This is a genomic window from Kribbella sp. CCNWLW201 (genome assembly GCF_037203805.1).
Classification (GTDB): Bacteria; Actinomycetota; Actinomycetes; order Propionibacteriales; family Kribbellaceae; genus Kribbella.
In genome coordinates this window covers 286,636-308,706 of sequence record NZ_JBBCBQ010000006.1, presented here as the reverse complement: position 1 = coordinate 308,706, position 22,071 = coordinate 286,636, and the positions used below count along the sequence as shown (strand labels likewise).

The 22,071-nt window shown below is 66.0% G+C and carries 24 protein-coding genes; 13 read left to right on the top strand and 11 right to left on the bottom strand.

Annotation, left to right across the window (positions count from 1 at the left end):
- Positions 1-22 precede the first annotated feature (22 nt).
- Both V9K99_RS25560 and V9K99_RS25555 read left to right on the top strand, forming a co-directional pair.
- Complete coding sequence (locus V9K99_RS25560; protein WP_337004600.1) at positions 23-340, top strand: hypothetical protein; 318 nt, start codon at positions 23-25, stop codon at positions 338-340.
- Positions 341-381: 41 nt separating this feature from the next.
- Entirely contained in the window at positions 382-1,305 is a 924-nt protein-coding gene (locus V9K99_RS25555; protein ID WP_337004598.1) for an LLM class flavin-dependent oxidoreductase, read from the top strand.
- A 28-nt stretch (positions 1,306-1,333) separates the two neighbouring features.
- Here the strand turns inward: V9K99_RS25555 and V9K99_RS25550 are convergent, their stop codons facing one another.
- Together V9K99_RS25550 and V9K99_RS25545 are read right to left on the bottom strand one after the other, a co-directional pair.
- Positions 1,334-3,115 (bottom strand): ABC transporter ATP-binding protein, encoded by a 1,782-nt coding sequence (locus V9K99_RS25550; RefSeq protein ID WP_337004596.1) that lies wholly within the window; start codon positions 3,113-3,115, stop codon positions 1,334-1,336.
- Positions 3,108-4,874 (bottom strand): ABC transporter ATP-binding protein, encoded by a 1,767-nt coding sequence (locus V9K99_RS25545; RefSeq protein WP_337004594.1) that lies wholly within the window; start codon positions 4,872-4,874, stop codon positions 3,108-3,110. Before V9K99_RS25545 ends, V9K99_RS25550 begins: the two co-directional genes overlap by 8 nt.
- A gap of 189 nt (positions 4,875-5,063) precedes the next feature.
- Here V9K99_RS25545 and V9K99_RS25540 point away from each other — a divergent pair, with 189 nt between their 5' ends.
- The 3 genes from V9K99_RS25540 to V9K99_RS25530 all read left to right on the top strand — a co-directional run bounded on the left by V9K99_RS25540 (position 5,064) and on the right by V9K99_RS25530 (position 7,194).
- Positions 5,064-5,705 (top strand): HAD family hydrolase, encoded by a 642-nt coding sequence (locus V9K99_RS25540; RefSeq protein ID WP_337004592.1) that lies wholly within the window; start codon positions 5,064-5,066, stop codon positions 5,703-5,705.
- A 130-nt stretch (positions 5,706-5,835) separates the two neighbouring features.
- Complete coding sequence (locus V9K99_RS25535) at positions 5,836-6,549, top strand: VOC family protein (protein ID WP_337004590.1); 714 nt, start codon at positions 5,836-5,838, stop codon at positions 6,547-6,549.
- Between the two features lie 54 nt (positions 6,550-6,603).
- Positions 6,604-7,194: a GNAT family N-acetyltransferase gene (locus V9K99_RS25530; protein WP_337004588.1), complete on the top strand. Its 591-nt coding sequence runs from the start codon at positions 6,604-6,606 to the stop codon at positions 7,192-7,194.
- Positions 7,195-7,393: 199 nt separating this feature from the next.
- Here V9K99_RS25530 and V9K99_RS25525 read toward each other — a convergent pair whose 3' ends face one another.
- From V9K99_RS25525 to V9K99_RS25510, 4 genes are all read right to left on the bottom strand, one after another.
- Positions 7,394-7,711 carry a hypothetical protein gene (locus V9K99_RS25525; protein ID WP_337004586.1) on the bottom strand — a complete coding sequence of 106 codons (318 nt, stop codon included), beginning with the start codon at positions 7,709-7,711 and terminating at the stop codon, positions 7,394-7,396.
- A 290-nt stretch (positions 7,712-8,001) separates the two neighbouring features.
- On the bottom strand, positions 8,002-8,568 hold the full coding sequence (locus V9K99_RS25520; protein WP_337004584.1) for a dihydrofolate reductase family protein: 567 nt from the start codon (positions 8,566-8,568) through the stop codon (positions 8,002-8,004).
- A 13-nt stretch (positions 8,569-8,581) separates the two neighbouring features.
- Positions 8,582-8,929, bottom strand: a complete 348-nt coding sequence (locus V9K99_RS25515; protein WP_337004582.1) for a putative quinol monooxygenase — start codon at positions 8,927-8,929, stop codon at positions 8,582-8,584.
- 141 nt (positions 8,930-9,070) lie between these two features.
- Complete coding sequence (locus V9K99_RS25510; RefSeq protein ID WP_337004580.1) at positions 9,071-10,171, bottom strand: ABC transporter substrate-binding protein; 1,101 nt, start codon at positions 10,169-10,171, stop codon at positions 9,071-9,073.
- Positions 10,172-10,301: 130 nt separating this feature from the next.
- Here V9K99_RS25510 and V9K99_RS25505 point away from each other — a divergent pair, with 130 nt between their 5' ends.
- Positions 10,302-11,078 carry a DinB family protein gene (locus V9K99_RS25505; RefSeq protein ID WP_337004578.1) on the top strand — a complete coding sequence of 259 codons (777 nt, stop codon included), beginning with the start codon at positions 10,302-10,304 and terminating at the stop codon, positions 11,076-11,078.
- Positions 11,079-11,229: 151 nt separating this feature from the next.
- Positions 11,230-11,721: a hypothetical protein gene (locus V9K99_RS25500; RefSeq protein WP_337004576.1), complete on the top strand. Its 492-nt coding sequence runs from the start codon at positions 11,230-11,232 to the stop codon at positions 11,719-11,721.
- 22 nt (positions 11,722-11,743) lie between these two features.
- Here V9K99_RS25500 and V9K99_RS25495 read toward each other — a convergent pair whose 3' ends face one another.
- Complete coding sequence (locus V9K99_RS25495) at positions 11,744-11,941, bottom strand: hypothetical protein (RefSeq protein WP_337004574.1); 198 nt, start codon at positions 11,939-11,941, stop codon at positions 11,744-11,746.
- Positions 11,942-12,045: 104 nt separating this feature from the next.
- Here V9K99_RS25495 and V9K99_RS25490 point away from each other — a divergent pair, with 104 nt between their 5' ends.
- From V9K99_RS25490 to V9K99_RS25480, 3 genes are all read left to right on the top strand, one after another.
- Entirely contained in the window at positions 12,046-12,768 is a 723-nt protein-coding gene (locus V9K99_RS25490) for a VOC family protein (protein WP_337004572.1), read from the top strand.
- A gap of 323 nt (positions 12,769-13,091) precedes the next feature.
- Complete coding sequence (helR, locus tag V9K99_RS25485; RefSeq protein ID WP_337004570.1) at positions 13,092-15,251, top strand: RNA polymerase recycling motor ATPase HelR; 2,160 nt, start codon at positions 13,092-13,094, stop codon at positions 15,249-15,251.
- A 154-nt stretch (positions 15,252-15,405) separates the two neighbouring features.
- Positions 15,406-16,113, top strand: coding sequence for a class I SAM-dependent methyltransferase (locus V9K99_RS25480; RefSeq protein ID WP_337004568.1), 708 nt, complete (start codon positions 15,406-15,408; stop codon positions 16,111-16,113).
- Here the strand turns inward: V9K99_RS25480 and V9K99_RS25475 are convergent.
- Positions 16,110-16,571 (bottom strand): VOC family protein, encoded by a 462-nt coding sequence (locus V9K99_RS25475; RefSeq protein ID WP_337004566.1) that lies wholly within the window; start codon positions 16,569-16,571, stop codon positions 16,110-16,112. The genes V9K99_RS25480 and V9K99_RS25475 overlap by 4 nt on opposite strands.
- A 91-nt stretch (positions 16,572-16,662) precedes the next feature.
- Between V9K99_RS25475 and V9K99_RS25470 the strand changes: the two genes are divergently transcribed.
- Together V9K99_RS25470 and V9K99_RS25465 are read left to right on the top strand one after the other, a co-directional pair.
- Positions 16,663-17,622: a helix-turn-helix transcriptional regulator gene (locus tag V9K99_RS25470; protein WP_337004564.1), complete on the top strand. Its 960-nt coding sequence runs from the start codon at positions 16,663-16,665 to the stop codon at positions 17,620-17,622.
- Between the two features lie 27 nt (positions 17,623-17,649).
- A complete protein-coding gene (locus tag V9K99_RS25465) occupies positions 17,650-17,892 on the top strand; it encodes a hypothetical protein (protein WP_337004562.1) in 243 nt (80 codons plus the stop codon).
- A gap of 12 nt (positions 17,893-17,904) precedes the next feature.
- Here V9K99_RS25465 and V9K99_RS25460 read toward each other — a convergent pair whose 3' ends face one another.
- On the bottom strand, positions 17,905-18,285 hold the full coding sequence (locus V9K99_RS25460; protein WP_337004560.1) for a hypothetical protein: 381 nt from the start codon (positions 18,283-18,285) through the stop codon (positions 17,905-17,907).
- Between the two features lie 431 nt (positions 18,286-18,716).
- Between V9K99_RS25460 and V9K99_RS25455 the strand changes: the two genes are divergently transcribed.
- The gene (locus V9K99_RS25455) at positions 18,717-19,430 is read left to right on the top strand and encodes a hypothetical protein (RefSeq protein ID WP_337004558.1); all 714 of its coding nucleotides are present in this window, start codon (positions 18,717-18,719) and stop codon (positions 19,428-19,430) included.
- 14 nt (positions 19,431-19,444) lie between these two features.
- On the opposite strand, the gene V9K99_RS25450 is transcribed toward V9K99_RS25455, so the two are convergent.
- Positions 19,445-19,603, bottom strand: coding sequence for a hypothetical protein (locus V9K99_RS25450; protein ID WP_337004556.1), 159 nt, complete (start codon positions 19,601-19,603; stop codon positions 19,445-19,447).
- Positions 19,604-19,663: 60 nt separating this feature from the next.
- Complete coding sequence (locus tag V9K99_RS25445; RefSeq protein ID WP_337004554.1) at positions 19,664-22,045, bottom strand: excinuclease ABC subunit UvrA; 2,382 nt, start codon at positions 22,043-22,045, stop codon at positions 19,664-19,666.
- Between the last annotated feature and the right edge of the window lie 26 nt (positions 22,046-22,071).

The following is a 22,071-nucleotide window of genomic DNA, read 5'->3' as shown; positions in this document are numbered from 1 at the left end:
TGTCAGGGACCCGGGGGTGCTCATGTCGTCCACTTTGGCGATGCTCATACCGGTCGCCGCTCTTGTGGTGATCGTGCTCGGTGCGATTCTCGTGGTGAAGCTGCAAAAGGCCTCGGTGGGACGCGGCGACGTCATGCCGGCACCGCACGCCGCTGCGCCGACCGGATTCCAGCAGTTGTCACAAGAGACCAGGGAAGACTTCGTCCGGAGGCATTGGCAGCGGCCCGGCGTCGTGGCAGACGGTGTGACCCTGGTCGATCTCTACGACCGCATCCGGGCCCTCGAGGAACGCGTCGCCCGGGCTGAGCAACATTCCCCATCGCCGCCGCCCTCCAACTGAGCCGGCACCGATCCCATACTGGACAGGTGGGGGGAGGTTGAGTGGAGCTCGGGGTTCATCTGCCTCTGATGGAGTTCGGTGGTGAGGGGCTGTCTCTCGGTCGGCTCCAGGCGACCGTGGATGCGGCGCGCGCGGGCGGCTTCACGACGGTGTCGGCGAACGACCACTTCGTGTTCTCCACGCCCTGGCTCGACGGACCGACAGCGCTCGCCGCGGTGCTGGAGCGTTCTGGCGACCTGACCTTGGCGACGACGATCTCCCTGGTCGCGTTGCGCGGGCCGGTGCCGCTCGCCAAAGCCCTTGTCGCATTGGACGTCCTGTCGGGTGGGCGGCTCATCGCCGGCCTGGGTCCCGGTTCGTCCCGGCGTGACTATGACGCCGTCGGCGTACCGTTCGAGGACCGATGGAGTCACTTCGAGGAGGCGGTGGCGATCCTCCGTGCGTTGTTGGGCCGGGCGCCGGCTCCGCAGGAAACGCGCTGGTACGCGATGCCTGACGACGAACTGCTGCCGTCTCCGGCACGCGACATTCCGGTGTGGATCGGGAGCTGGGGATCGCCGGCGGGGCTCCGCAGGGTCGCGCGCTTGGCCGACGGCTGGCTCGCGTCGGCGTACAACACGACGCCTGATCAGTTCGCAGCAGGACGAGAGCGGCTGGCCGGAGAACTGGTACGGCGGGGCCGCATCGCGGACGGGTTCCCGAACGCGCTCGTGACCATGTGGACCTGGGTGACAGAGGACCGGACCGAGCGCGATCACGTGCTTCGCGACGTCCTGGCTCCGCTGCTGAAACGCGACGTCGACGAACTGCGCGACCGGGTGTGCATCGGCCCCGCCGGCCACTGCGCGGACCTCCTGTCACGCTACGCAGAAGCAGGATGCCACCGCGTCGACCTGTGGCCCGTGGGGGAGTCCGCTCGCCAACTCGAGTCGTTCGCGACACACGTCGTACCGCGCCTGTCGTAAAGACTCTCGCTCAGGCGTTGGGGGCCGGCTACTCCTCGTCGGCCTTGGGGTTCTGCGGTTCTGCGTGCCAGGTTTGCCAGAGTTGGCCGTAGACGCGGCCTGCGCTGACGAGTTCGTCGTGGGTGCCGAGTTCGATGAGTTCACCGGCTTCCATGACGGCGATTCTGTCCGCGTCGTGCGCTGTCTGCAGGCGATGGGCGATCGCGATCACGGTGCGGCCCCGGAGTACGGCGGCTAGCGATTGCTCCGTTTGTCGTGCTGTCTTGGGGTCGAGGAGTGCGGTGGCTTCGTCCAGGATCAGGGTGTGGGGATCGGCGAGGACGACTCGGGCCAGCGAGAGTTGCTGGGCGCTGGCGTCGTCGAGGGTGGTGTCGTAGCCGATCTCGGTGTCGAGCCCGTGTGGTAGGTCGTTCCACCACCCGGCCCCGACGGCGTCCAGCGCGTCGTACAACTCCTCGTCCGTTGCGTGGGGTTTCGCGATCAGCAGGTTGTCGCGCACGGTGTCGTGGAAGACGTGATGATCTTGGGTGATCAGAACGACGTGCTCGCGCAGTTCGTCGGGCGGCAGCTCAGCAACCGGAGTACCACCAATGGTCACTGACCCGGTGTGCGGGCGGTCGAGACCGGCGAGAAGACGCGCGAGGGTTGATTTTCCAGCTCCGGAGGTGCCGACGATGGCCAAGCGTTCTCCGGGCTGCACCAGCAGGTCGATACCGTGAAGCACGTCCCGAGCGCCCGTGTAGCTGTAGTGCGCGTTGCTGACTCGGATACGGTCACCGTGGTCGCCGTCGTTCTGCGCCGACGGGGTCTCCTGCGGCTCCGCCGTGGAGATGTCCGCCAGGCCTTCGACGCGGGCGTAGGAGGCTCCGGCGCCTTGTAGTTGTTCGATCCAGAGCATCAGGGTGTCGAGCGGGCCGACGAGTTGGCGTAGGTACACCGTTGCGGTCACTACGACTCCGAGGCTGACCAGATCATTGGCGTACAGGGCGCCGCCGACCAGAAGGACTCCCACCACTGGGAGAGCCAGCGAGATTTCTGACCACGGGAACAGGACCGTTCGCAGCCACAGCGTCTCGAGGCGCGCGGACCGGGCCCGAGAGATGGCGGCCTCTGTGACCTCCGTCCGGCGGCGTTCCAATCCGAGCAGTTCGATCGTGCGGGCGCCTTTGGCGGTGCTGGCGACGACGTCGGCCAGGTCTGCACCAGCTGCTGCAGCTGCCAAGTACGCCGGCCGCGCACGTCGCAGGTACCAGCGGATCGCCGCTCCGACGCCGATCAAGCAGACGAGTCCGCAGAGTCCGAGCCGCGGGTCCAAGACGAGCACCGCGACGATGAGGAAGAGAGCGTGGACGATGGCCACGAGAATCTCGGGCACAGCAGATCGCAAGGTGAACGCCACCAGGGGCGCGTCGGTGCTTCCGCGAGCGATCAGATCGCCGGCCGGAAGATGGTCCGCCACTCGCGGGGGCAGAGCCAGGGTCCGCCCGAGGAATCGTTCTCGAACACGCGCGGCGGTGCGCTCGCCGAACCGATAGCCGATCTTGAGCGCCCACCACGCCAGCACTGTCTGTACGACGGTGAACAGCAGGGCACCGAAGGCGAGACGGTCCACCGCACTGAGCACGTCACCGGAGCCGGCTTGGATCGTGTCGATGATTCGGCCGAGCAGCCACGGACCTATCAAACCCGCCGCGGCGGCAAGCCCGTTGACCAGGATGATCCCAACCACAGCACGACGGTCTGCCCCCAAGTCACGGAACGCCGCTGCCCGGACTTCGGCACGACCCGCGACCGGCAGCTGCTTACTCATCGGCCGTCCGATCGTCGTCGATGCCGTCCTGGGCGCGGGACACCAGGTCGCGATAGCAGGGATCGCTGCGCAGAAGTTCCGCGTGTGTCCCGACTGATGACGCCTTGCCGTCGACCAGGACGATGACCTCGTCAGCGCGGGCCAGCACGAGTGGCGACGTCGTCGTGATCACAGTTGTCGTGTCGCGCCTGGCTTCGCGGATCCGGTCGATCATGGCCGATTCGGTGTTCGCGTCGACTGCTGAGGTCGGGTCGATGCCGAGCAGTACGTCGGGTGTCGCATAGACAGCGCGGGCGAGTCGGATCCGTTGCCGTTGGCCACCGGACAGATCACTCCCGCCGGCGGCGATCGCCGCGTCCAGACCGCCGGGCAACGCCTCCACAACATCCTCGGCCACGGCGACGTGGAGAGCCGCACGAATCCGGCTGTCGTCAGGCTCCAAGCGTCCCGCGACGATCTCACGAACTGTGCCGGCGAACACCTCGGCATCGTTGTCGGCGACAACCAACCGGCGCCTGAACTCCTCGCGGGCGACATCATCGATCCGTACGCCGGCCCACGTCACACCCGGGTCAGAATCAGTGCTCAGTTGCCCAAGCCGCTCGATCACCGTGATCGCCTCGGCCGGCCGGGCAGCGACCAACGCTGTCAAAAGGCCGGGACGAACGATCACTCCCGACTCAGGGTCGACCAACGGGCCATGGCCGCTGGGGATCATCGCATCGTGGTCGTTGTGGCGAGCGACCGGCAGGTTGAGCAGGTCGATGATTCGCTGACCGGCTACCCGAGCACGAGCGATGTCACCAGCACCCTCGATGAAGAACGACACCGGGACCACCAGCACGGCGACGTACCCGTAGACGGCGACAACTTCACCGATCGTGATGTCCCCGGTGGCAGCCATCCGCGCCGACAACCAGACCACTGCGGCGAGGAACAGGGCTGGCAAACCAGTCGCCAATGCGCCAACCCAACTGGCCGGTCCGGCGACCCGGTAGCCGCGTCTCACCAGTCTCTGCGACTGCTCTCCGTACCGCTCGGCGACGACCGTCTTCCCGCCGAGGCCATTGAGCACGCGAAGCCCGGCCAGCACGTCGACCAGTCGGGTCGTCAACCGTCCCTGGTGCACGCGGTACTCGCCGCCCGTGCGTTCAATGCGGTGCAAGAACGGACCGACTGCGACAGCAAGCAGCGGAACACCAGCGAGGACCACCGCGGCCAGCAACGGCGACATGGCGAACAGGACGACTGCAACGACGGCGTAGGCGATGACCGCGCCAACGCCAGGACCGGTGACAGTCAGCGCCTGCGCAACTGTGTACACGTCGGTGATGCCGACTGTCACCACTTCTCCAGCGCTCACGCGCCGCGCCAAAGAGGCACCCAAGCGGGAGGTGTGCCAGACCGTCGCCCGGACCGAGCGGAACGATGCGTCCATCCGGATCTTGGTCATCGTTCGATGCCGACCGATCCCCAACAGCGCGTTCAGCACGCTGACGGCCAGCAATACCAAAGCCCACCCGACCAGGGCAGCGGTATCGCCTGCGACAAGTCCTTCGTCAACCGCACGGGACAGCACCCATGGCGGCACTGCCAGGCCGACCGTCCAGCAGGTGCCCAGCGCCGCACCCAACGCGACACGTCGTGACTGCGATCGCGTAAGCCAGAAAAGGAAGCGGTAAGGACCGGCCAGATCACGGGCAGTCGGCGGCGTCCACGTCTCGGTCGTCCTGTCCAGCCACTCGCGAATGGGCACCATCGGTCACACCGACTGCCGTGCACCGTCGCTGGCCATGCTGCGATCCTCCCAGCATTCCATCCACACCTGACCATTTGTGACTGGCTTCACAAGGGCGCGTCCTGCCGCCGAAGGGAGTAGCCCAGCGACGCGGCGGGGGAGCGACTAGCGTTGTGCTGCTGCCGTCTCTCCCAGGAAGGGATCAAGGGAGTGAAAAAGTACATACTCTTCGATCATGATGGCGTTCTGGTGGATACCGAACCCTGGTATTACAAAGCTGGGGAGCGCGCACTGGCGGACATTGGCTTGACGTTGGACAAGGATCAATACCTCCGGGACATGAACCAGGGATTGGGCACTTGGGCCCAAGCCAGGGCAGCAGGTATCGACGAACAGACCATCAGCAGGCAGCGCGAAGTTCGCGATGACTATTATCAGGAATATCTTAGAAAAGAAGCCATTGAGATCGAGGGCGTCGTCGACACCCTCGCCGAACTGTCACAATACGTCCGCATGGCCATCGTGACGACGGCAAAACGGGTGGATTTCGACCTTATCCACGAGAAGCGCCAGGTCAGACAGTTCATGGAGTTCGTCCTTGTTCGCGAGGACTACAAGCTCAGCAAGCCGCACCCGGAACCGTACCTGACCGGCCTGAAGCGCTTCGGAGCCACCGAAGAAGACACACTGGTCGTAGAGGACTCACTCAGAGGGCTGACCTCAGCCGTGGCGGCCGGCATTGACTGCGCCATTGTCCACAGCGACTTCACAAAAACACAGAACTTTTCCCAGGCCACCTATCGAATCAAAACCCTGATGGAACTGAAGGACATCATCCTCAAAGTAACCTGAAGGAACATCTACGCGCGCCTGGTCGAGCCCGTCGGCAGTCGCGTTCAACCAAACATATGCCGTAGGGGAGTGGCGCTGATCGGTCGTTCATTGCGCCACCGCTGCTGAATCAGGAGTAGGGTCCCCGTCTATGGACATGCTGAGGGGCGAACAGATCGCCGAGGCCAACCTGACCGACTGGCGCAAGCTGGCCCAGGGACTGCATGCCCGCTACCTGGTCGACGACTTCGGCACCGGCGTACGGTTCGTCGCCGCGGTGGGCGAGGCGGGCGACACGCTCGGCCACCACCCGCGCGTATCGATCGGCAAGGGGTACGTCGACCTCAAGTTGGTCAGCGACGACGCCATCTACCGCGACGACGAGGGCACGGAACACGTCGTCGAATGGGTGACCCAGCAGGACGTCGACCTGGCGCGACGGATCACCGAGATCGCCGTCGACCACAAGGTCGCCGCCGACCCGGCCTCGGTCAGCGACATCGAGCTCGGCCTCGACACGGCACGCTCCGCGACCATCGCCCCGGTGTGGGCCGCCCTGCTGACCGGAAGCGCCGAGGCCCAGGGCCGGGGGACCCCCAGCGACGAGATCCGGGACGCCACGGGCCGGGTACCGAACCTGTGGTTCGGGGATGCCGACGAAGACGAGACCCCGCCTCAGCGGTTCCACATCGAGGTCTATGTGGCGCCCGAGGCGGCCGACCAACGGATCGCCGCGGCCCTCGCCGCGGGCGGGACCGTCGTCGATGACAGCAACGCGCCCTCGCTCACCGTGATCGCCGACCAGGACGGCAACAAGGGAATCGTGTGCGTCGACGTGTCCGCTGCGAAGAAGGAACTCGGTTGACCCGCGGGCCCGCGACTTCTGTTTCCGTGCGGGTCCAACGGGATAAGGTGCGGCATGGTTACGGAGTCGTCGTGCACCATCGCGCCTCTCAGCCCCGAGACCTGGTCGGCCTTCGATGCGCTGGTGCAGCGGCACAACGGCATCTTCGGGGGTTGCTGGTGCATCTGGTTCCATCCTGACGGGCCCGAGCGCGGCCAGGGCGCCGAGGCCAACCGAGCTCTGAAAAGGGCCTACGTCGAGCAGGGCAAGGCGCACGCAGCACTGGTGATGGACGGCGACGAGGCCATCGCTTGGGCTGAGTACGGCACGCCGGTCGAGTTGCCCACCCTCCACCACCGCAAGGAGTACGACGCCACCAAGACCGCGGATCCCGACTACCGAATCACCTGCGTCTTCGTCGACAAGCGCCACCGGCGACAGGGCATGACGGAGCTGGCGATCACCGGGGCACTCGACCTGATCGCGCAGGCCGGCGGCGGGCGGGTGGAAAGCTATCCACACGACCTGACCAACCAGACCAAGAAGATGTCGTCGTCGTTCCTCTACAACGGCACCCGTCGACTCTACGAGCGGCTCGGCTTCACCTACGACCGGCCCAAAGGTCTGAAGAACTGCGTCATGGTGAAAACGGTCGATCCTGCCTGAGGCGTGGTTGCTGATGTAGCTGGTGAACGCGCGCAGTGCGGACTGGTAGCCGCGGAGCGTCGCAGGTCAACAGTGGTTTCGTCGTCGCCGCCGGGGTAGTGGATCAGGGCCTCATCTGATGCACGGAGCGTACAAGTTGACATAATGTCGCTTATCGGCGCAAGCAGCATGGGGGTTCGAGTAGGTGTGACTGGTGCTGTCAGCACGCCTCGAGGACGAAGAAGATGAAGCTGATGGACCTCGCTGGGTGCTTCAGCTCCTGCGGACGCAGTTCGGTCGGCGTGTCCGGGGCCATCGGTGGCTCGCTGATGACCGAGATTCGGAAACCTGCGGCCGTGAAGGCGTCGGACACCGCCTGCAGCGGCCGGTGCCAGTTCGTGTAGACGACCGTGCGGCCGGCGTGCTCGGCGTCATAGGAGAACTCGGCGACGTCGAAGTACTCGCCGTCAGGTTTCAATGCCGTGTAGAGGATCGGGTGGTTCGCCGACAGAATGAGGCGTCCGCCCGCCTTCAGCACCCGGCAAGGCTCAGCATCGCCGGCCGTTCGTAGTAGCCGTTGAGCAGATTGACCTCGTTGTCCGCGGCGTACGCCTCAGCGAACTCGTCGAAATCGGTCGTCGGCACCGAGCGCTCCTTCTGTCGGCAGGTTCGCACCATCGGTGCGACTGATCAAACCACCCGATCCAACAGCAAAGATCCACGTGCTGTCGAGCCTGCATTACGGCTTCCTCTTCGCAAAGAAGCGCTACCCAAACTGACCGGCAGGTGCTCCCCCGGTCCCACCGCCGTTGCCGTCGATAGTGCGGCCTAATTCTTGATCTCGTAGCGCATAAGTACTATGCCGTTTTCGAATGAAGTGCCCTCGAGTAGTTTCAGTTCTTGCTGATCCTCGAAAATGCGTGTTCCCTTGCCGCGTGATGCCGGACAGACCAGCATCCGGATTTCGTCGACAACGTCGGCGGCCAGCAGGGAGTGCATGAGCTTCAGGCTCCCCCACAGCCAGATGTCCTTGCCGCTCTGCTCCTTGAGCTCCCGGATGGTGGAGACAGGGTCGCGCGTCACCGTCGCGGCGGGAAAGTCGCCCCAGGGAGCGTCATCCAGCTTCGAGGAGACGACGAACTTGGTGAGGTTGTTGAGCTTCTCGCCGTACTCGCCCTGCTCCTCGGCGTACGGCCAGTAGTCCTTGGACTGGGCATAGGTGTTCGCGCCGAGAATCATCGTGTCGACCGCGTCGATGAATCCCATCAGGCTTTCCTTGAACGCAGGGTTGGTTTTCTCGGAAAATGGCTCCCCTGATACGAAGCTGAGCCCGCCGTCCTCTTCCGCGGCGATGTTGTCGACGGTAACCCATTGCTGGACGATCAATTTTCGCATGGCGCCAGACTTTCTATGCAGTGAGGAATGGGGTGAAGAGGCGGACCGGGCCACTTTCCAGGTTCGCCCTCAGTTCTGCGCTCGGCTCCCCCAGGAGTTCGCCGTGGACCGATCCGGTGGCGCCGACGGCCGTCATCAGGTCCTCGCCGATGTTCGTGAGGTGTCGACGAGCGCTTGAGAGGTCTCGGTAGCGCTCGATGACGATCGCCTCGGTCTCGTCGACGCTGAAGTAGATGTCGTACTGCAAGGTCCCGGTGTCCTTGGTTCGCACGATCTCCATGCACTCATCGGCAAGGCGCTTGAAGTCGTCGACCTTGCCTTCGTGGAACGTGAACCGCGCGATACCCATGAGCTCACTCATGCCTCGTCCAGTCGGAGATGTCGCCATCGTTGCTCACTCCTCGCCTTGGCGCGCGCCCCCTGTGGGCCGCCTTCACAGCAGAGACGGAGCCGTCTTCGAGTTCTCGACATCTAGCCCGAACGACTGACACAACCAGGTCTGTCAGCTGGCGTGGAGGATCCGGAAGCGTTCGGGGTGCGCTGGATCTCGGTCGACTACTTGGATTGGTGTCGAAGGCCATTGCCAGACGGTGATGCCTGGTGTGCGGGCGAACTGGATCTGGCCGCGGGTGCCTTCGACTACTACGCGTGACCAGGCGACGTGTGCACGGTCCGTGCCGTGAGAACGCAGTACGGCGGCAAGGACGGCGATCGTGTCGTAGCCCTCGAAGGCGACGAAAGACGGCGCGTCGGGCAGCAGTTCGCGGAGGGCGGTCTCGACTCGTGCACCGAGCGGGGTGAGGCGCTCGGGCAGGTAGCGCAAGAACGGGATCGCGGCGCCGTCGTCGCCCAGCAACGTCGCCCATTCCGCGAACTCCGGTTGCCCGGCCGGAGCGCCGATCAGGATCTCGGCGAGGCGCTGGTCGCGGCGGACTGACTTGACGATCGACACTGCCGGCTCCGGGTGGCCGACCAGGAGAAGGAGGGCTGTCGTGCGATTGTCGACAATCTGATCGCAGACGGCTGCAGGTGCGAGCGTGCTCAGGTCGAGTTCGATGACGGTACCGCCGCGTGGCGCGAGGTAGTCCCGCAGGATGCGAGTCCCAGCGGCCCAGTAGATACTCGGCTGGGTTGCTACGGCGATTCGGCTGTGACCCGCGCTGAGGAGGAAGTCTGCATAGACCTGCCAGCCGCGGGACTGCGGTGGAGACAGGCGCGCTACCCAGTCCGTGGGCTGTTCGGTAAGTGTGTCGAGAACCGCTGACGAACACAGGTACGGCAGGCCGAGGGCGTCTGCCCTGGCGGCAGCGGCACGAGCGACAACGCTGTGGTACTCCCCCGCCAGCGCTGCAACGCCCAGGCCAGCCAATTCATCGACGGCCACCACGGCCCTCTGTTGATCAGCCGCGGTGTCTCGGACCACCAGTTCGAGTGGTCGTCCACCGATCCCGCCGGCGTCATTGACGTCGCGAACGGCCAACTCGAGGCCAGCGAGCAGGTGTTGGCCCGCCTCGACCCAGCCGGGCCGACTGAGCGGTACGAGAGCGCCGATCTGCACGGCTGATCCGTTGGCTCCGGATGGCGATGGTGGTGGCGTAGTCATGCGTTGAGGCCTCCCGTGTGACGACATGGTTGCCGTATGCCCGGATCGCAGGGTGGTACTTGTTGATCCCATCACGCCGTGAGGGCGACCGTGGTGGCGTGGGCGCGGGTGGGTGAGGGAGACTACGTCGATGGCTGCTGAATATGTCGAGAGTGACCAGTTTCGTGGTGGGCGCATCCACCTGTGCGAGCTTGCCGGCTTGGAGATCCGTGATTGCGAGGTCAGCGGTCTCAAGATCGTCGACTGCTATGGGAGCGACGTCTACCTCGGTGGTGACTTCGAGCGGGTCGTCGTCAACGACGTCGACGTGACCGCTTATGTCGAGGCCGAGCTCGACCGCCAGCACCCCACCCGGGTACTGGCGCGTGACGCCGCCTCGCCCGACGACTATCGGGCTGCTTGGGATGCGATCGAGGCGCTGTGGGAGGAGACGCTCAAGCGCGCCAGGATGTTGCCCGAGGCCACTTTGCACGAGCGGGTCAACGACGAGTGGTCGTTCGTCGAAACTCACCGGCATCTGCTGTTCGCCAGCGATGCGTGGCTCGGCAACGCCGTACTCGAGGAAGAAGCGCCGTACCACCCGTTGGGCTACACGGCCGGCGGGATGCCTGCCGAAGAGTCGGCGAAGCTCGGGCTCACCCTCGACGCCACCCCGACGCTCGACGAGGTGCTCGCGGCGCGGTTCGCCCGGATGGCCACCATGCGGCGTGTCGTCGACGGGCTCACCGAGGCCGAGCTGGATCGGGTCTGCGGTCGCAAGCCGGCGGATCCGTATCCCGAGCAGGAGTACGTCGTACGCCGCTGCCTCAAGGTGATCCTCAAGGAGGAGGCCGAGCACCACCGCTACGCCGTACGCGACCTCGCCGTGCTCGAGGCCGGCGCCAAAGGTGATGACTCTGTGAGTTGAAGCCACTCCGAGACCTGGCCGCACGACGGGCCGGCGCTTGCGAGTGAGGGCTGATGGCCATCTGGAGGGGGACGTTCGTCCCTGATCTGAGCGACCTGCAGGCGGCAGGCTGGCAGTGACGGGATCGAACGTCTACCGTCAGGAGGCCGACATGACCGCGTTCCGTACCACCCGCCGAACGGCTCCGGACGACGGCGGCTTGTCCCTGGCGGGCGCTCCTCGTTCCGTTCCGGTCGGTGTGGCCTGGACGGCTGCTGTGTTGTTCTGCATCATCGCCGCCTTCCATGCGGCTCTCGTCCTTGGGGCTCCGTGGGGCGAGTACACACAAGGCGGCGGGACGAGCGGCACTCTCTCCGCGTCTGGGCGCATCGTGGCTGCCGTGTCTTGCGTGCTGTCTATCGTGATGGCGGGCGCGATCCTCAGCAGGGTCGGACGTGGCCCGCTCGGGCGGCGGCTCCCAGTCCGCGTCACGACTGTGCTGGCCTGGTTCACGATGGTGTACGCCGGGATCGCCGTCGTACTCAACCTGATCACGCAAAGCACGGCCGAACGAGCGCTGTGGGCGCCCGTCTCGATTCTGCTACTCGCTCTGGTCACCTTCGTCATGGTCAGGACCCACCGCAAACCTGGCACTGACCGCTAGGCCGCGATAACACGACAGCCTCTCAGACGTGAGCCGTGGCTATGCTTTCGCAGACCACGACTCCCCCGGCGGTCCGTCCGATGACTTTCACGTTGCTGACCAGCTCGTCGGGCGGGAGCTCCAAAGAGAATTGGATGTCGAGGTCGCCGGATGCGACACCGCCCCACTCGAAGGCTGAGCGGGCGAAGAGCTTCGGGAAGCGTTCCTGCCATCGGTTCATGGCTCCATCCTCGTCGTCGCCTGAAATTCGGGTGCGTCGCGGGGTCCGAGCGGCCTAGCGTTGGTTTCCTCATGGGCAGGCTGTGAGAAGCAGATCGGAGCGGCATGACATCTCGACTCTTTGCGCTCACTTTCGACGCGAACGACCCGCACGATCTCGCCCGCTTCTGGGCCGGCTTCCTGGGTTGGGAGACGGCCGAGGACCACCACGACGGCATCACCCTGCTGCCGAACGACGAGACCGGGTTCCGGGTCCGGTTCGTGCCGAGCCAGGAGCAGAAGATCGTGGCGAACCAGATGCACTTCGATCTGACCAGCACGTCCCTCGAGGATCAGCAGCAGACGGTGGCGAGAGCGCTCGAGCTCGGCGCCCGGCACATCGACGTCGGCCAACTCCCCGAAGAGGGACACGTCGTACTCGCCGATCCCGAAGGCAACGAGTTCTGCGTGATCGAGCCGGGCAACAACTTCCTCGCCGACTGCGGATTCGTCGGGGCGCTGGCGAGTGACGGGACCCAGGAGGTCGGGTACTTCTGGAGCAAGGCGCTGGACTGGCCGCTGGTCTGGGACCAGGACCAGGAGACCGCGATCCAGTCACCGCACGGCGGCCCGAAGATCACCTGGGGCGGTCCCCCGGTGGGCCCGAAGCCGGGGAAGAACCGGCTGCATTTCGACCTTGCTCCCCCGGCCGACGGCGATCAGCAAGCGGAGGTCGACCGACTCGTCTCCCTCGGCGCAACCCGCATCGACATCGGCCAGGGCGACGTCAGCTGGGTCGTGATGGCCGACCCCGACGGCAACGAGTTCTGCGTCCTGACTCCCCGATAGCGCCGGTCTTTCGGTACGGCGAGTGCGCGGTCCGTCGTACATCCTGGACGGCCGCGGAGCGCGGTCCAGCGGGCAAAAGAAAAGGGAAAGAGAGTGATACTCCCTTTCCACTCTTAACTTATAGCGCATGGGTGGGCTTGCGGCAAGCCCCGGTTTGTGGCGCAGAATCCTCGGCTGTAGCCAGAAACCAAGGGACTTGGGGGTCCTGTAGTGCGTGTGTTGTTGTCGACGTATGAGTCGCGCGGGGACGTCGAACCGCTGATCGCGCTAGCCGTGCAGTTGCAGGCTCTCGATGCCGAGCTGGTGCTTGAAGGGAGCTGCCGATGAATTCCAGTGCGTTCAACCTTCCCGAGAACCTCGTCGCCAAGGCAGATCCGGCGCTGATCTCGAACGACGAGAAGCATTTCACCGCGATCGCGGAGTGCCTCGAGCAGACGATCGCCGATCTGTCCGACCGGCTCGATGCCGCCCGCAAGGCGCCAGGCGGTACCGGCCAGGAAGCGTTGGACCGGGATCTGGAGATCCACCGGCTCACCTCGCGTCTGCGCGCCCTGCGGCGGTTCGGCCTGGACCTGTGCCTCGGCCATATGGTCGGCGACGAATCCGAGCCCGTGTACGTCGGACGCCTCGGCCTCACCGACAGCAGCGGGCGTCGGCTCCTGATCGACTGGCGTTCGCCCGCGGCCGAGCCGTTCTTCGGCGCGACCCACGCCAACCCGATGGGGCTGGCCAGTCGCCGCAGGTACCGCTGGACGCGTGGCCGGATCAGCGACTACTGGGACGAGGTGTTCACCCCGGACGGGCTCGAAGGGTACGCCGCCTCGCTCGATGACCAGTCCGCGTTCGTCGCAAGCCTGGGCAGCAACCGCTCGCCCCGGATGCGCGATGTGCTCGGCACGATCCAGGCCGACCAGGACGCCATCATCCGCGCGGGTTCCCGGGGTGCTCTCGTGGTCGACGGCGGTCCGGGTACGGGCAAGACGGTCGTGGCCCTGCACCGCACGGCCTACCTCCTGTACTCCGATCCACGGCTCGGTCACCGTCGGGGCGGCGTACTGTTCGTTGGGCCGCACCAGCCCTACTTGGCCTACGTCTCCGACGTCCTTCCCAGCCTCGGCGAGGAAGGTGTGCAGACCTGCACCCTGCGGGACCTCCTCCCCGAAGGACCGTCGGCACCGGAAGAGCCCGACGCGGACGTGGCCCGGCTGAAGTCGTCCGCGGACATGGTGAAGGCGATCGAGCCGGCCGTTCGGCTGTACGAGGAACCGCCGACCAAGCCGATGACGGTCGAGACCCACTGGTCCGACATCTGGCTCAGCGCCGCCGACTGGGCCGAGGCGTTCGGAGCAGCAGACTCCGGTACGCCGCACAACGAGGCGCGTGATCTGGTCTGGGAAGAGCTGCTGACGATCCTGATTGACAAGCACACCGACGAGTACGAGGACGACGACGTCTCGGAGGAGATGCTGCGCAGATCCCTGCAGCAGAACGAGGAACTGGTCACCACGTTCAACAAGGCGTGGCCGCTGATCGAACCGACCGACCTCGTCGGAGATCTCTGGTCGGTACCGGCGTACCTCCGCATGTGTGCGCCCTGGCTTGAGCCCGATGAGGTTCGGAAGCTGCAGCGAGCGGATCCGCAGGCCTGGACGGTGTCGGACCTGCCGCTTCTGGATGCCGCCCGGCAGCGGCTCGGCGATCCGGAGGCATCCCGGCGGAAGCGTCGGCAGAAGGCCGCTGCCGCAGCCGAACGCGAGCGGATGGCCGATGTCATCGACAACATTCTCGAGGCCGATGACGACAACGAAGGCTGGGTGCCGATGCTGCGCGGGCAGGACCTGAGGGAGGCTCTGGTCGACGAGACGGCGCTGCCCACCGCTGACCCGGATCTGCTGGCCGGCCCGTTCGCGCACATCGTTGTGGACGAGGCGCAGGAGCTCACCGATGCGGAGTGGCAGATGTTGCTCCTCCGCTGCCCGTCCCGGAGCTTCACCATCGTCGGCGACCGCGCCCAGGCCCGGCACGGGTTCACGGAGTCGTGGCAGGAACGGCTCGAGCGGGTCGGGCTCGACCGGATCAACCTGGCCTCGCTGAGCATCAACTACCGGACCCCGGAAGAGGTGATGGCGGAAGCCGAGCCAGTCATCCGGGCCGTGCTCCCGGACGCCAATGTGCCGACCTCGATCCGCAGCAGCGACCTCCCCGTCGTCCACGGATCGACCGCGGACCTGGACTCGATCTTGGACAGTTGGCTGGCCGAGCACGCTGAAGGGATCGCCTGCGTGATCAGCGTCAAGGACGTCGAACTCGGTACGACGCCCCGCGTCCGATCGTTGACTCCGGAACTGTCGAAGGGGTTGGAGTTCGACCTGGTCGTCCTGATCGACCCGGAGACGTTCGGCGAGGGCATCGAAGGAGCGGTCGACCGGTACGTCGCCATGACCCGAGCAACCCAGCAACTCGTCATCCTCACCAGCGCGTGACGCGGAAGTCCACCGGCGCTTGACGCGTGAGCCGGGCCAGGGCAGTCGTCCTGGCCCGGCTCCGGGTCACGCGTCGCTGGGCCCGGGCTCCCACCCGGTCTTGCTTCCAGTCGTCTAGATCTTCTGTAAGCCGGCCGCTGGATAGGGTTCGGTGATGGTTGGGCGCGTTCATACTGTGGAGCAGTTGCTGGGGCTGTTGGATCGGGTTGTTGAGGCGAGTGAGCGTGGGGATCGGGCTCGGGGGTCGGCTGCGGAGTTTTGGGGTGAGTTGCTCACGACGCCGGGGCATCCGCTGGCTACGCAACTGCCGGATGAGGTGCTGGTGGATTGGCACGAGCGTGGGCTGCTGGGGAGCCTGGATGGGGCTCGGGTGCTGGATATCGGGTGTGGTGCCGGTCGGAACGGCAGGTGGTTTGCGGAGCACGGCGCCTCGGTCACCGGGATCGATCTGGCGTCGGGGTTGCTGGAGCAGGTGCGGGCGACCATGCCGGAGTCGGTGACGTTGACTGCGATCGACGTACTGCGGGATCCGTTGCCGGCCGGGCCGTTCGACTTGGTGTACGACTCCGGCTGCTTCCACCACATCGCGCCACACCGGCGCATCACGTATCTCGAGCGGGTGTTGCCGTTGGTCGGTCAGCGGTTCGGCATCGTCACCTTCGCTGCCGGGCGCGTGGAGACGCCGCACGACGACCAGATCGTCGTCAGCGGCGATACCAGCGGCGGTATGGCGTTCTCACTCGACGATCTCGCCGAGATCTTCGCCCCGCTGCACGCGATCGAGCTCCGCGCGGTCCGACCGGACCGTAAAGGCGCCTTCGGCGCCGACTTCCTGAATGCAGGCCTGTTCGGCGTCGATTAGTCCAGGCAGAACTCGTTGCCTTCGGGATCCGTCATCGTGATGGTGCCGAGTTCCAGCGGAGGAGCGGGATCGAAGCGCCGTACCCGCTTGGCTCCCAGCGCGACGAGTCGGTCGCACTCGGCCTCCAGCGCCGCCATCCGCTCGTCTCCCTGGAGCCCGGGCGCGGCCCGAACGTCGAGGTGGACGCGGTTCTTGGCCACCTTGTCCTCCGGCACCTGCTGGAAGAAGATCCGCGGGCCGTCGCCGTCCGGGTCCTCGAGGGCTGATCTCGTGTTGCGCTCCTCCTCCGGTACGCCGATCTTCTCGAGGAACTCGTCCCACGCGGCCAACGGATCGGCGCCCTCAGGCAACTCGACCCCGGGCGGCCCGGGGTGGACGTACCCCAGGACGTCGCGCCAGAACGTCGACAGCGCCTGCGGATCGTGCGCATCAAAGGTGACCTGAAACTCGCGGCTCATCGGGTTACTCCATTCGTGTTCTTCCGTTGAGAACCACTCTGGCACCCCTAGCGGACAGATTCGGTCCGCTATCTCTGGCAAGCTTGGCGATATGGACGAGCGGGGTACGACGGAGCGAGTGCTCACCCTGCTCGGACTCCTCCAGCAGCGCCAGGTGTGGACCGGCCCCGAACTCGCCGACCGGCTCGGCGTCACCCCGCGCACCGTACGGCGTGATGTCGAGCGACTGCGCGCACTCGGCTACCCGGTTCACGCCAGCCAAGGTGTCGGCGGCGGCTACCAGCTCGGAGCAGGGCAGGACCTACCGCCGCTGCTGCTCGACGACGAGGAGGCGATCGCGACCGCAGTCTCGCTGCTCGCGGGTGCGGGTGGTGCGGTGGCCGGCGCCGGCGATGCCGCCGTACGGGCTCTGACCAAGCTCGATCGGGTGCTGCCGATTCGGCTGCGGCACTTGGTGCGCGCGCTCTCCGGCTCGGTGGAGTCCTTCGGCGGAGGCCGTACGCCGATCGATCCCGACGTACTGATGACGCTGGTCAGGGCATGTCGCGATGAGGTCGAGGCCGACTTCGATTACCCATCCGGGGACGAGGTACGGCGGCGTCGCGTCGAGCCTTATCGGTTGGTGGCCTCCGATCGGCGCTGGTACCTGCTCTCCTACGACCTCGATCGCGACGACTGGCGGAGCTTCCGCGTCGACCGGATGACCGAGGTGTCTGCGCGGACCTGGCGCTTCCGGCCGCGGGCGGCGCCGGACGCGGCGACCTTCGTGCAGGAGAGTGTGGCAAGTCGGGTCTATCCGCACCAGGCGCGGTTCCTCGTGCATGCGTCGGCCGAGGTTGTGCGCGCGCAGGTTCCGGCGTCGGCGGCCGTCGGACGTCCTCGTGGTGACGAGCTCTGCGAGGTGGTCAGTGGCGCTGCGAGCCTCGACTTCGCGCTGATGCACGTGCTCCTGCTGGGGCACAAGTTCGAGGTCCTCGAACCTCCGGAGCTCAGGAATCGGTGCCGCGTGCTGGCCGAGCGGCTGCTGTCCGCCGGCTCGGCGGTTTCATGAGGCGGGGAAGACGATCTGGGTCAGGCGGTGGGTCGCGAGTTGGTGCCGGTCTGCGTCGCCCGAGGCGAGTTCGGCGAGCTGGTATTGCCGATACAGCTGGAGGAAGTGGTTCTGGAAGGCCAGTGTGCGGCGGCAGAGGGCAAGCGCTTCTGCGTCGTCACCGGCCGCGGCCACGTCGCCCTCCTCACCCTGACCAAAGCGACCTGGAAATCCGACCACCCCGAACGACGAGCCCTCACCTTCACCGTCCAACGCTGGCTCAAGACCTGAGCACCCCAGGCCTCAGGCGGCCGTAATCACCGCGAGAAGGTCCGCGCCGCTCGTCACGACGGCCACATCGTCCCGGAGTTCCTCGGGAAGGTGGAGGCGTTGGCCTTCGTCGGTGATGCAGGTCGGGCACCCGACGGGCATGATCACCCAGCCGGACTCGAGGGCGCCTTGGACCAGCAGGTGCCACGGATCCGTCCCGCTGACGCAGTTGGCCATCATGCTGTCGCCGTCGAGGTAGACATTTGCTGACCCGTCGCCGTACTCGACGAGGGTGAACCGGCGCTGAGGTTCCTCGCGGACGATGAACGGCGCGAGAACCGCCCGCATGAGCTCGCCGCCGCCGGGCTGGGCTTCGCCGTCGAGGAACCGCTGGAAGAAGACGTCGAACGACACAGACCTGACCTTGCCACAAGTCAATCAGCTCTGCGGTGTGTAGGTGAGGACCTGTACGCCGTCGCCGAGCTTGGTCTTCCTCGGTGAGGTTTGTGGGTTGAGGGGCGCAACTTTGGGTGGGTTGGGGGCATCGAGGGAAGTGAGGATCTGCTGGTGGGCGTTGCGCCTGCAACCTGGGGGGTTAGGTCACGGGAGGTTGCGAGATGGACGGTCAGCGAAGGTTCGTTCGCCGGGGCTCGGTTGTCTTGGGCGCGGCTGCACTCCTTACCGCCGGCTTGGTCGCTGGAGACGCGGATGCGGTGACGACAACCGGCGGCAGTGCGGGCGCGGGCAAGTGCTCGATGGCTTTGGGGTCGGTTACGGCCGGAGGTGATCACCGGTCGCAGCGCGTCACCGCTACCTCGCCTCCGACTCGATCGGACGATCATGTGGTGGCGCCCGATCTGTACCACGCCCAGGTACGGCTCAGTGGTTCGATGCTCGCCTCACCAGACCCGGGCGGAGTTGATGTCTCCGGCCATGTGGTCATCGGCGCAACCCTGGCCCGCAGCGCCTACACGCTGGTCTTGGGCCGCGAGCTCGATCCGGATTCAGTCCGTCTGGATCGAATCGGAGGCGGCTGGGGTGCCTTCGTCGCGTTCGAGGAGTCCCGCTACGTCGACTTCGCGGGAAACTTCGCGGCGAGGACGACGGCCTACGGGCTGCGCGGCGACGGGGTGCTGTTCAGGTGGACCATCAGCAGCGCGGGTTGGCGCAGTACCGGCTCGTACCCAGGCTTCGCGCCGGTGAAGTCGATGGCCTTGATCAGCAAGACGCCGACCTATGACACCTTCCTGGCGAACACCCGGGGCGGCGCGCTCTACACGATTCACATCCCGACGACGTCGCCGATGAAACCAGTCGTCAAGCCGGTGCGTACCCGGACCTGGCAGGGCTTCGAGTCTCTGATCGCGCAGAAGTGCGGTCTCCAAGGCACCCTGCTGCTCGGCATCGACAAGGACACCCAGTCGGCCTACCTGTACGCCGTAGGTCACGCCAACGGCACCGCCACAGTCATCCAAGGCCTCGGCAAGGTCCCCGGCACCTTCAACGACCCCGTCTACTTCCGCTGGACCGCCCCCATCGACCCACTCGTCGGCGAGTAGGCGCCCGATCCACTTCAGCGGCGAGCGGGTGCTGGTGGCACGCGTTTTAGTTTGGTCCAGCCGGTCCAGCCTCGGTGGTTGAGGAGGTTGATCAGGTGGCGGGCTGAGCCGGCGATCACCTCGTGCTCGCCGTACGACTTGCGAAGTCCGGTGACTTCTATCGCATTGGTCATGCCGACCATGCTGCGAGGTTGACCCTGCGTCAGGGGCAACCTCGCAATTCAGGCTCAGAATCAGGCGACGTACGACGCCAAGTGTTCGCCGGTCAGAGTGGACTTGGCGGCGACCAGATCGGACGGGGTGCCTTCGAAGACGACGCGGCCGCCTTCGTGACCGGCGCCCGGGCCGAGGTCGATGATCCAGTCGGCATGCGCCATCACGGCCTGGTGGTGCTCGATCACGATGACCGACTTGCCCGAGTCGACCAGGCGGTCGAGCAGGCCGAGCAGTTGCTCGACGTCGGCGAGGTGGAGACCGGTGGTCGGCTCGTCGAGGATGTAGATGTCACCCTTCTCGGCCATCTGGGTGGCCAGCTTCAGCCGCTGCCGCTCACCACCGGACAGCGTGGTCAGGGGCTGGCCGAGGGTGAGGTATCCGAGTCCGACGTCAGCCATCCGGTCCAGGATCTTGTGCGCGGCCGGCGTACGGGCCTCGCCGTCCTCGAAGAACTCCTCGGCCTCGTTCACGGACATCGCGAGTACTTCGGCGATGTTCCGGCCGCCCAGCGTGTACTCGAGCACCGATGCCTGGAACCGCTTGCCTTCGCACTCCTCACAGGTCGACTCGACGGTCGCCATCACACCCAGGTCGGTGTAGATGATGCCGGCGCCGTTGCAGGTCGGGCAGGCACCTTCGGAGTTGGAGCTGAACAGGGCCGGCTTCACCCCGTTGGCCTTGGCGAACGCCTTGCGGATCGGGTCGAGGAGTCCGGTGTACGTCGCCGGGTTGCTCCGGCGCGAACCACGGATCGCGGCCTGGTCGATCACCACGACGCCTTCGCGGTCGGCGACCGAGCCGTGGATGAGCGAGCTCTTGCCGGAGCCGGCGACGCCGGTGATCACGCAGAGCATGCCGAGCGGAATGTCGACACTCACGTTCTGCAGGTTGTTCGTCGACGCGCCACGGACATCGAGCGCACCGGAGGCCGAGCGCACCGACTCCTTGAGCTTCGCGCGGTCGTCGAGGTGGCGGCCGGTGGTGGTGTCGGTCTTGCGCAGCCCTTCGACGGTTCCCTCGAAGCAGACGGTGCCGCCGGCCGAGCCGGCGCCCGGACCGAGGTCGACGACGTGGTCGGCGATCGCGATCGTCTCCGGCTTGTGCTCGACCACGAGCACGGTGTTGCCCTTGTCGCGCAGCTGCAGCAGCAGGTTGTTCATCCGCTGGATGTCGTGCGGGTGCAGACCGATCGTCGGCTCGTCGAAGACGTACGTGACATCGGTCAGCGACGAGCCCAGATGACGGATCATCTTGGTCCGCTGTGCCTCTCCCCCGGACAGCGTGCCGGCCGGCCGGTCGAGGGACAGATAGCCGAGGCCGATTTCCGCGAACGAGTCGAGCAGGTGCTGCAGCCCGCGGAGCAGCGGGGCCACCGACGGCTCGTCGAGGTCGCGGATCCAGTCGGCCAGGTCGCTGATCTGCAGCTTGGACAGGTCGGCGATGTTCTTGCCCTTGATCTTCGACGACAGCGCTTCCTTGCTGAGCCGCGTGCCGTCACAGTCCGGGCAGGTCTGGAACGTGATCGCCCGCTCCACGAACGCCCGGATGTGCGGCTGCATCGCCTCGACGTCCTTGGACAGGAACGACTTCTGGATCTGCGGGATCAGGCCCGCATAGGTCAGGTTGATGCCTTCGACCTTGATCTTGGTCGGCTCCCGGTAGAGCAGGTCGTGCAGTTCCTTCTTGGTGTACTTCTTGATCGGCTTGTCCGGGTTGAAGTAGCCGCAGCCGCGGAAGATCCGGCCGTACCAGCCCTCCATGCTGTACCCGGGGATCGTCAGCGCGCCCTCGTTCAGCGACTTGCTGTCGTCGTACAGGGCGGTCAGGTCGAAGTCGGTGACCGCGCCCATGCCCTCACACCGTGGGCACATGCCGCCGTGGTAGACGGCGTTGCGTACGACGGTCTTCTCGCCGTGGCCCTTGTCAGCGACCATCGAGCCGGTCGCCGTACGCTTCGGAACGTTGAACGAGTAGGCGGTCGGCGGGCCGATGTGTGGCTTCGCGAGCCGGCTGAACAGGATCCGCAGCATCGCGCTGGCGTCGGTCGCGGTGCCCACGGTCGAGCGGGGGTTCGCGCCCATCCGCTCCTGGTCCACGATGATGGCCGTGGTCAGGCCTTCCAGCATGTCGACCTCGGGCCGGTTCAGGTTCGGCATGAAGCCCTGCAGGAACGCGCTGTAGGTCTCGTTGATCATCCGCTGCGACTCCGCGGCGATCGTGCCGAACACCAGCGAGCTCTTGCCCGAGCCGGACACCCCGGTGAACACCGTCAGCCGGCGCTTCGGGATCTCGATGCTGATGTCCTTGAGATTGTTCTCGCGCGCCCCCTGGACCCGGATCAGGTCGTGGCTGTCGGCGGTGTGCGGCGACGCGGTCTTCCTGGTGGCCTTGGTGGGCATCGTCGTCTCCATCTGTCTGGGCAGCG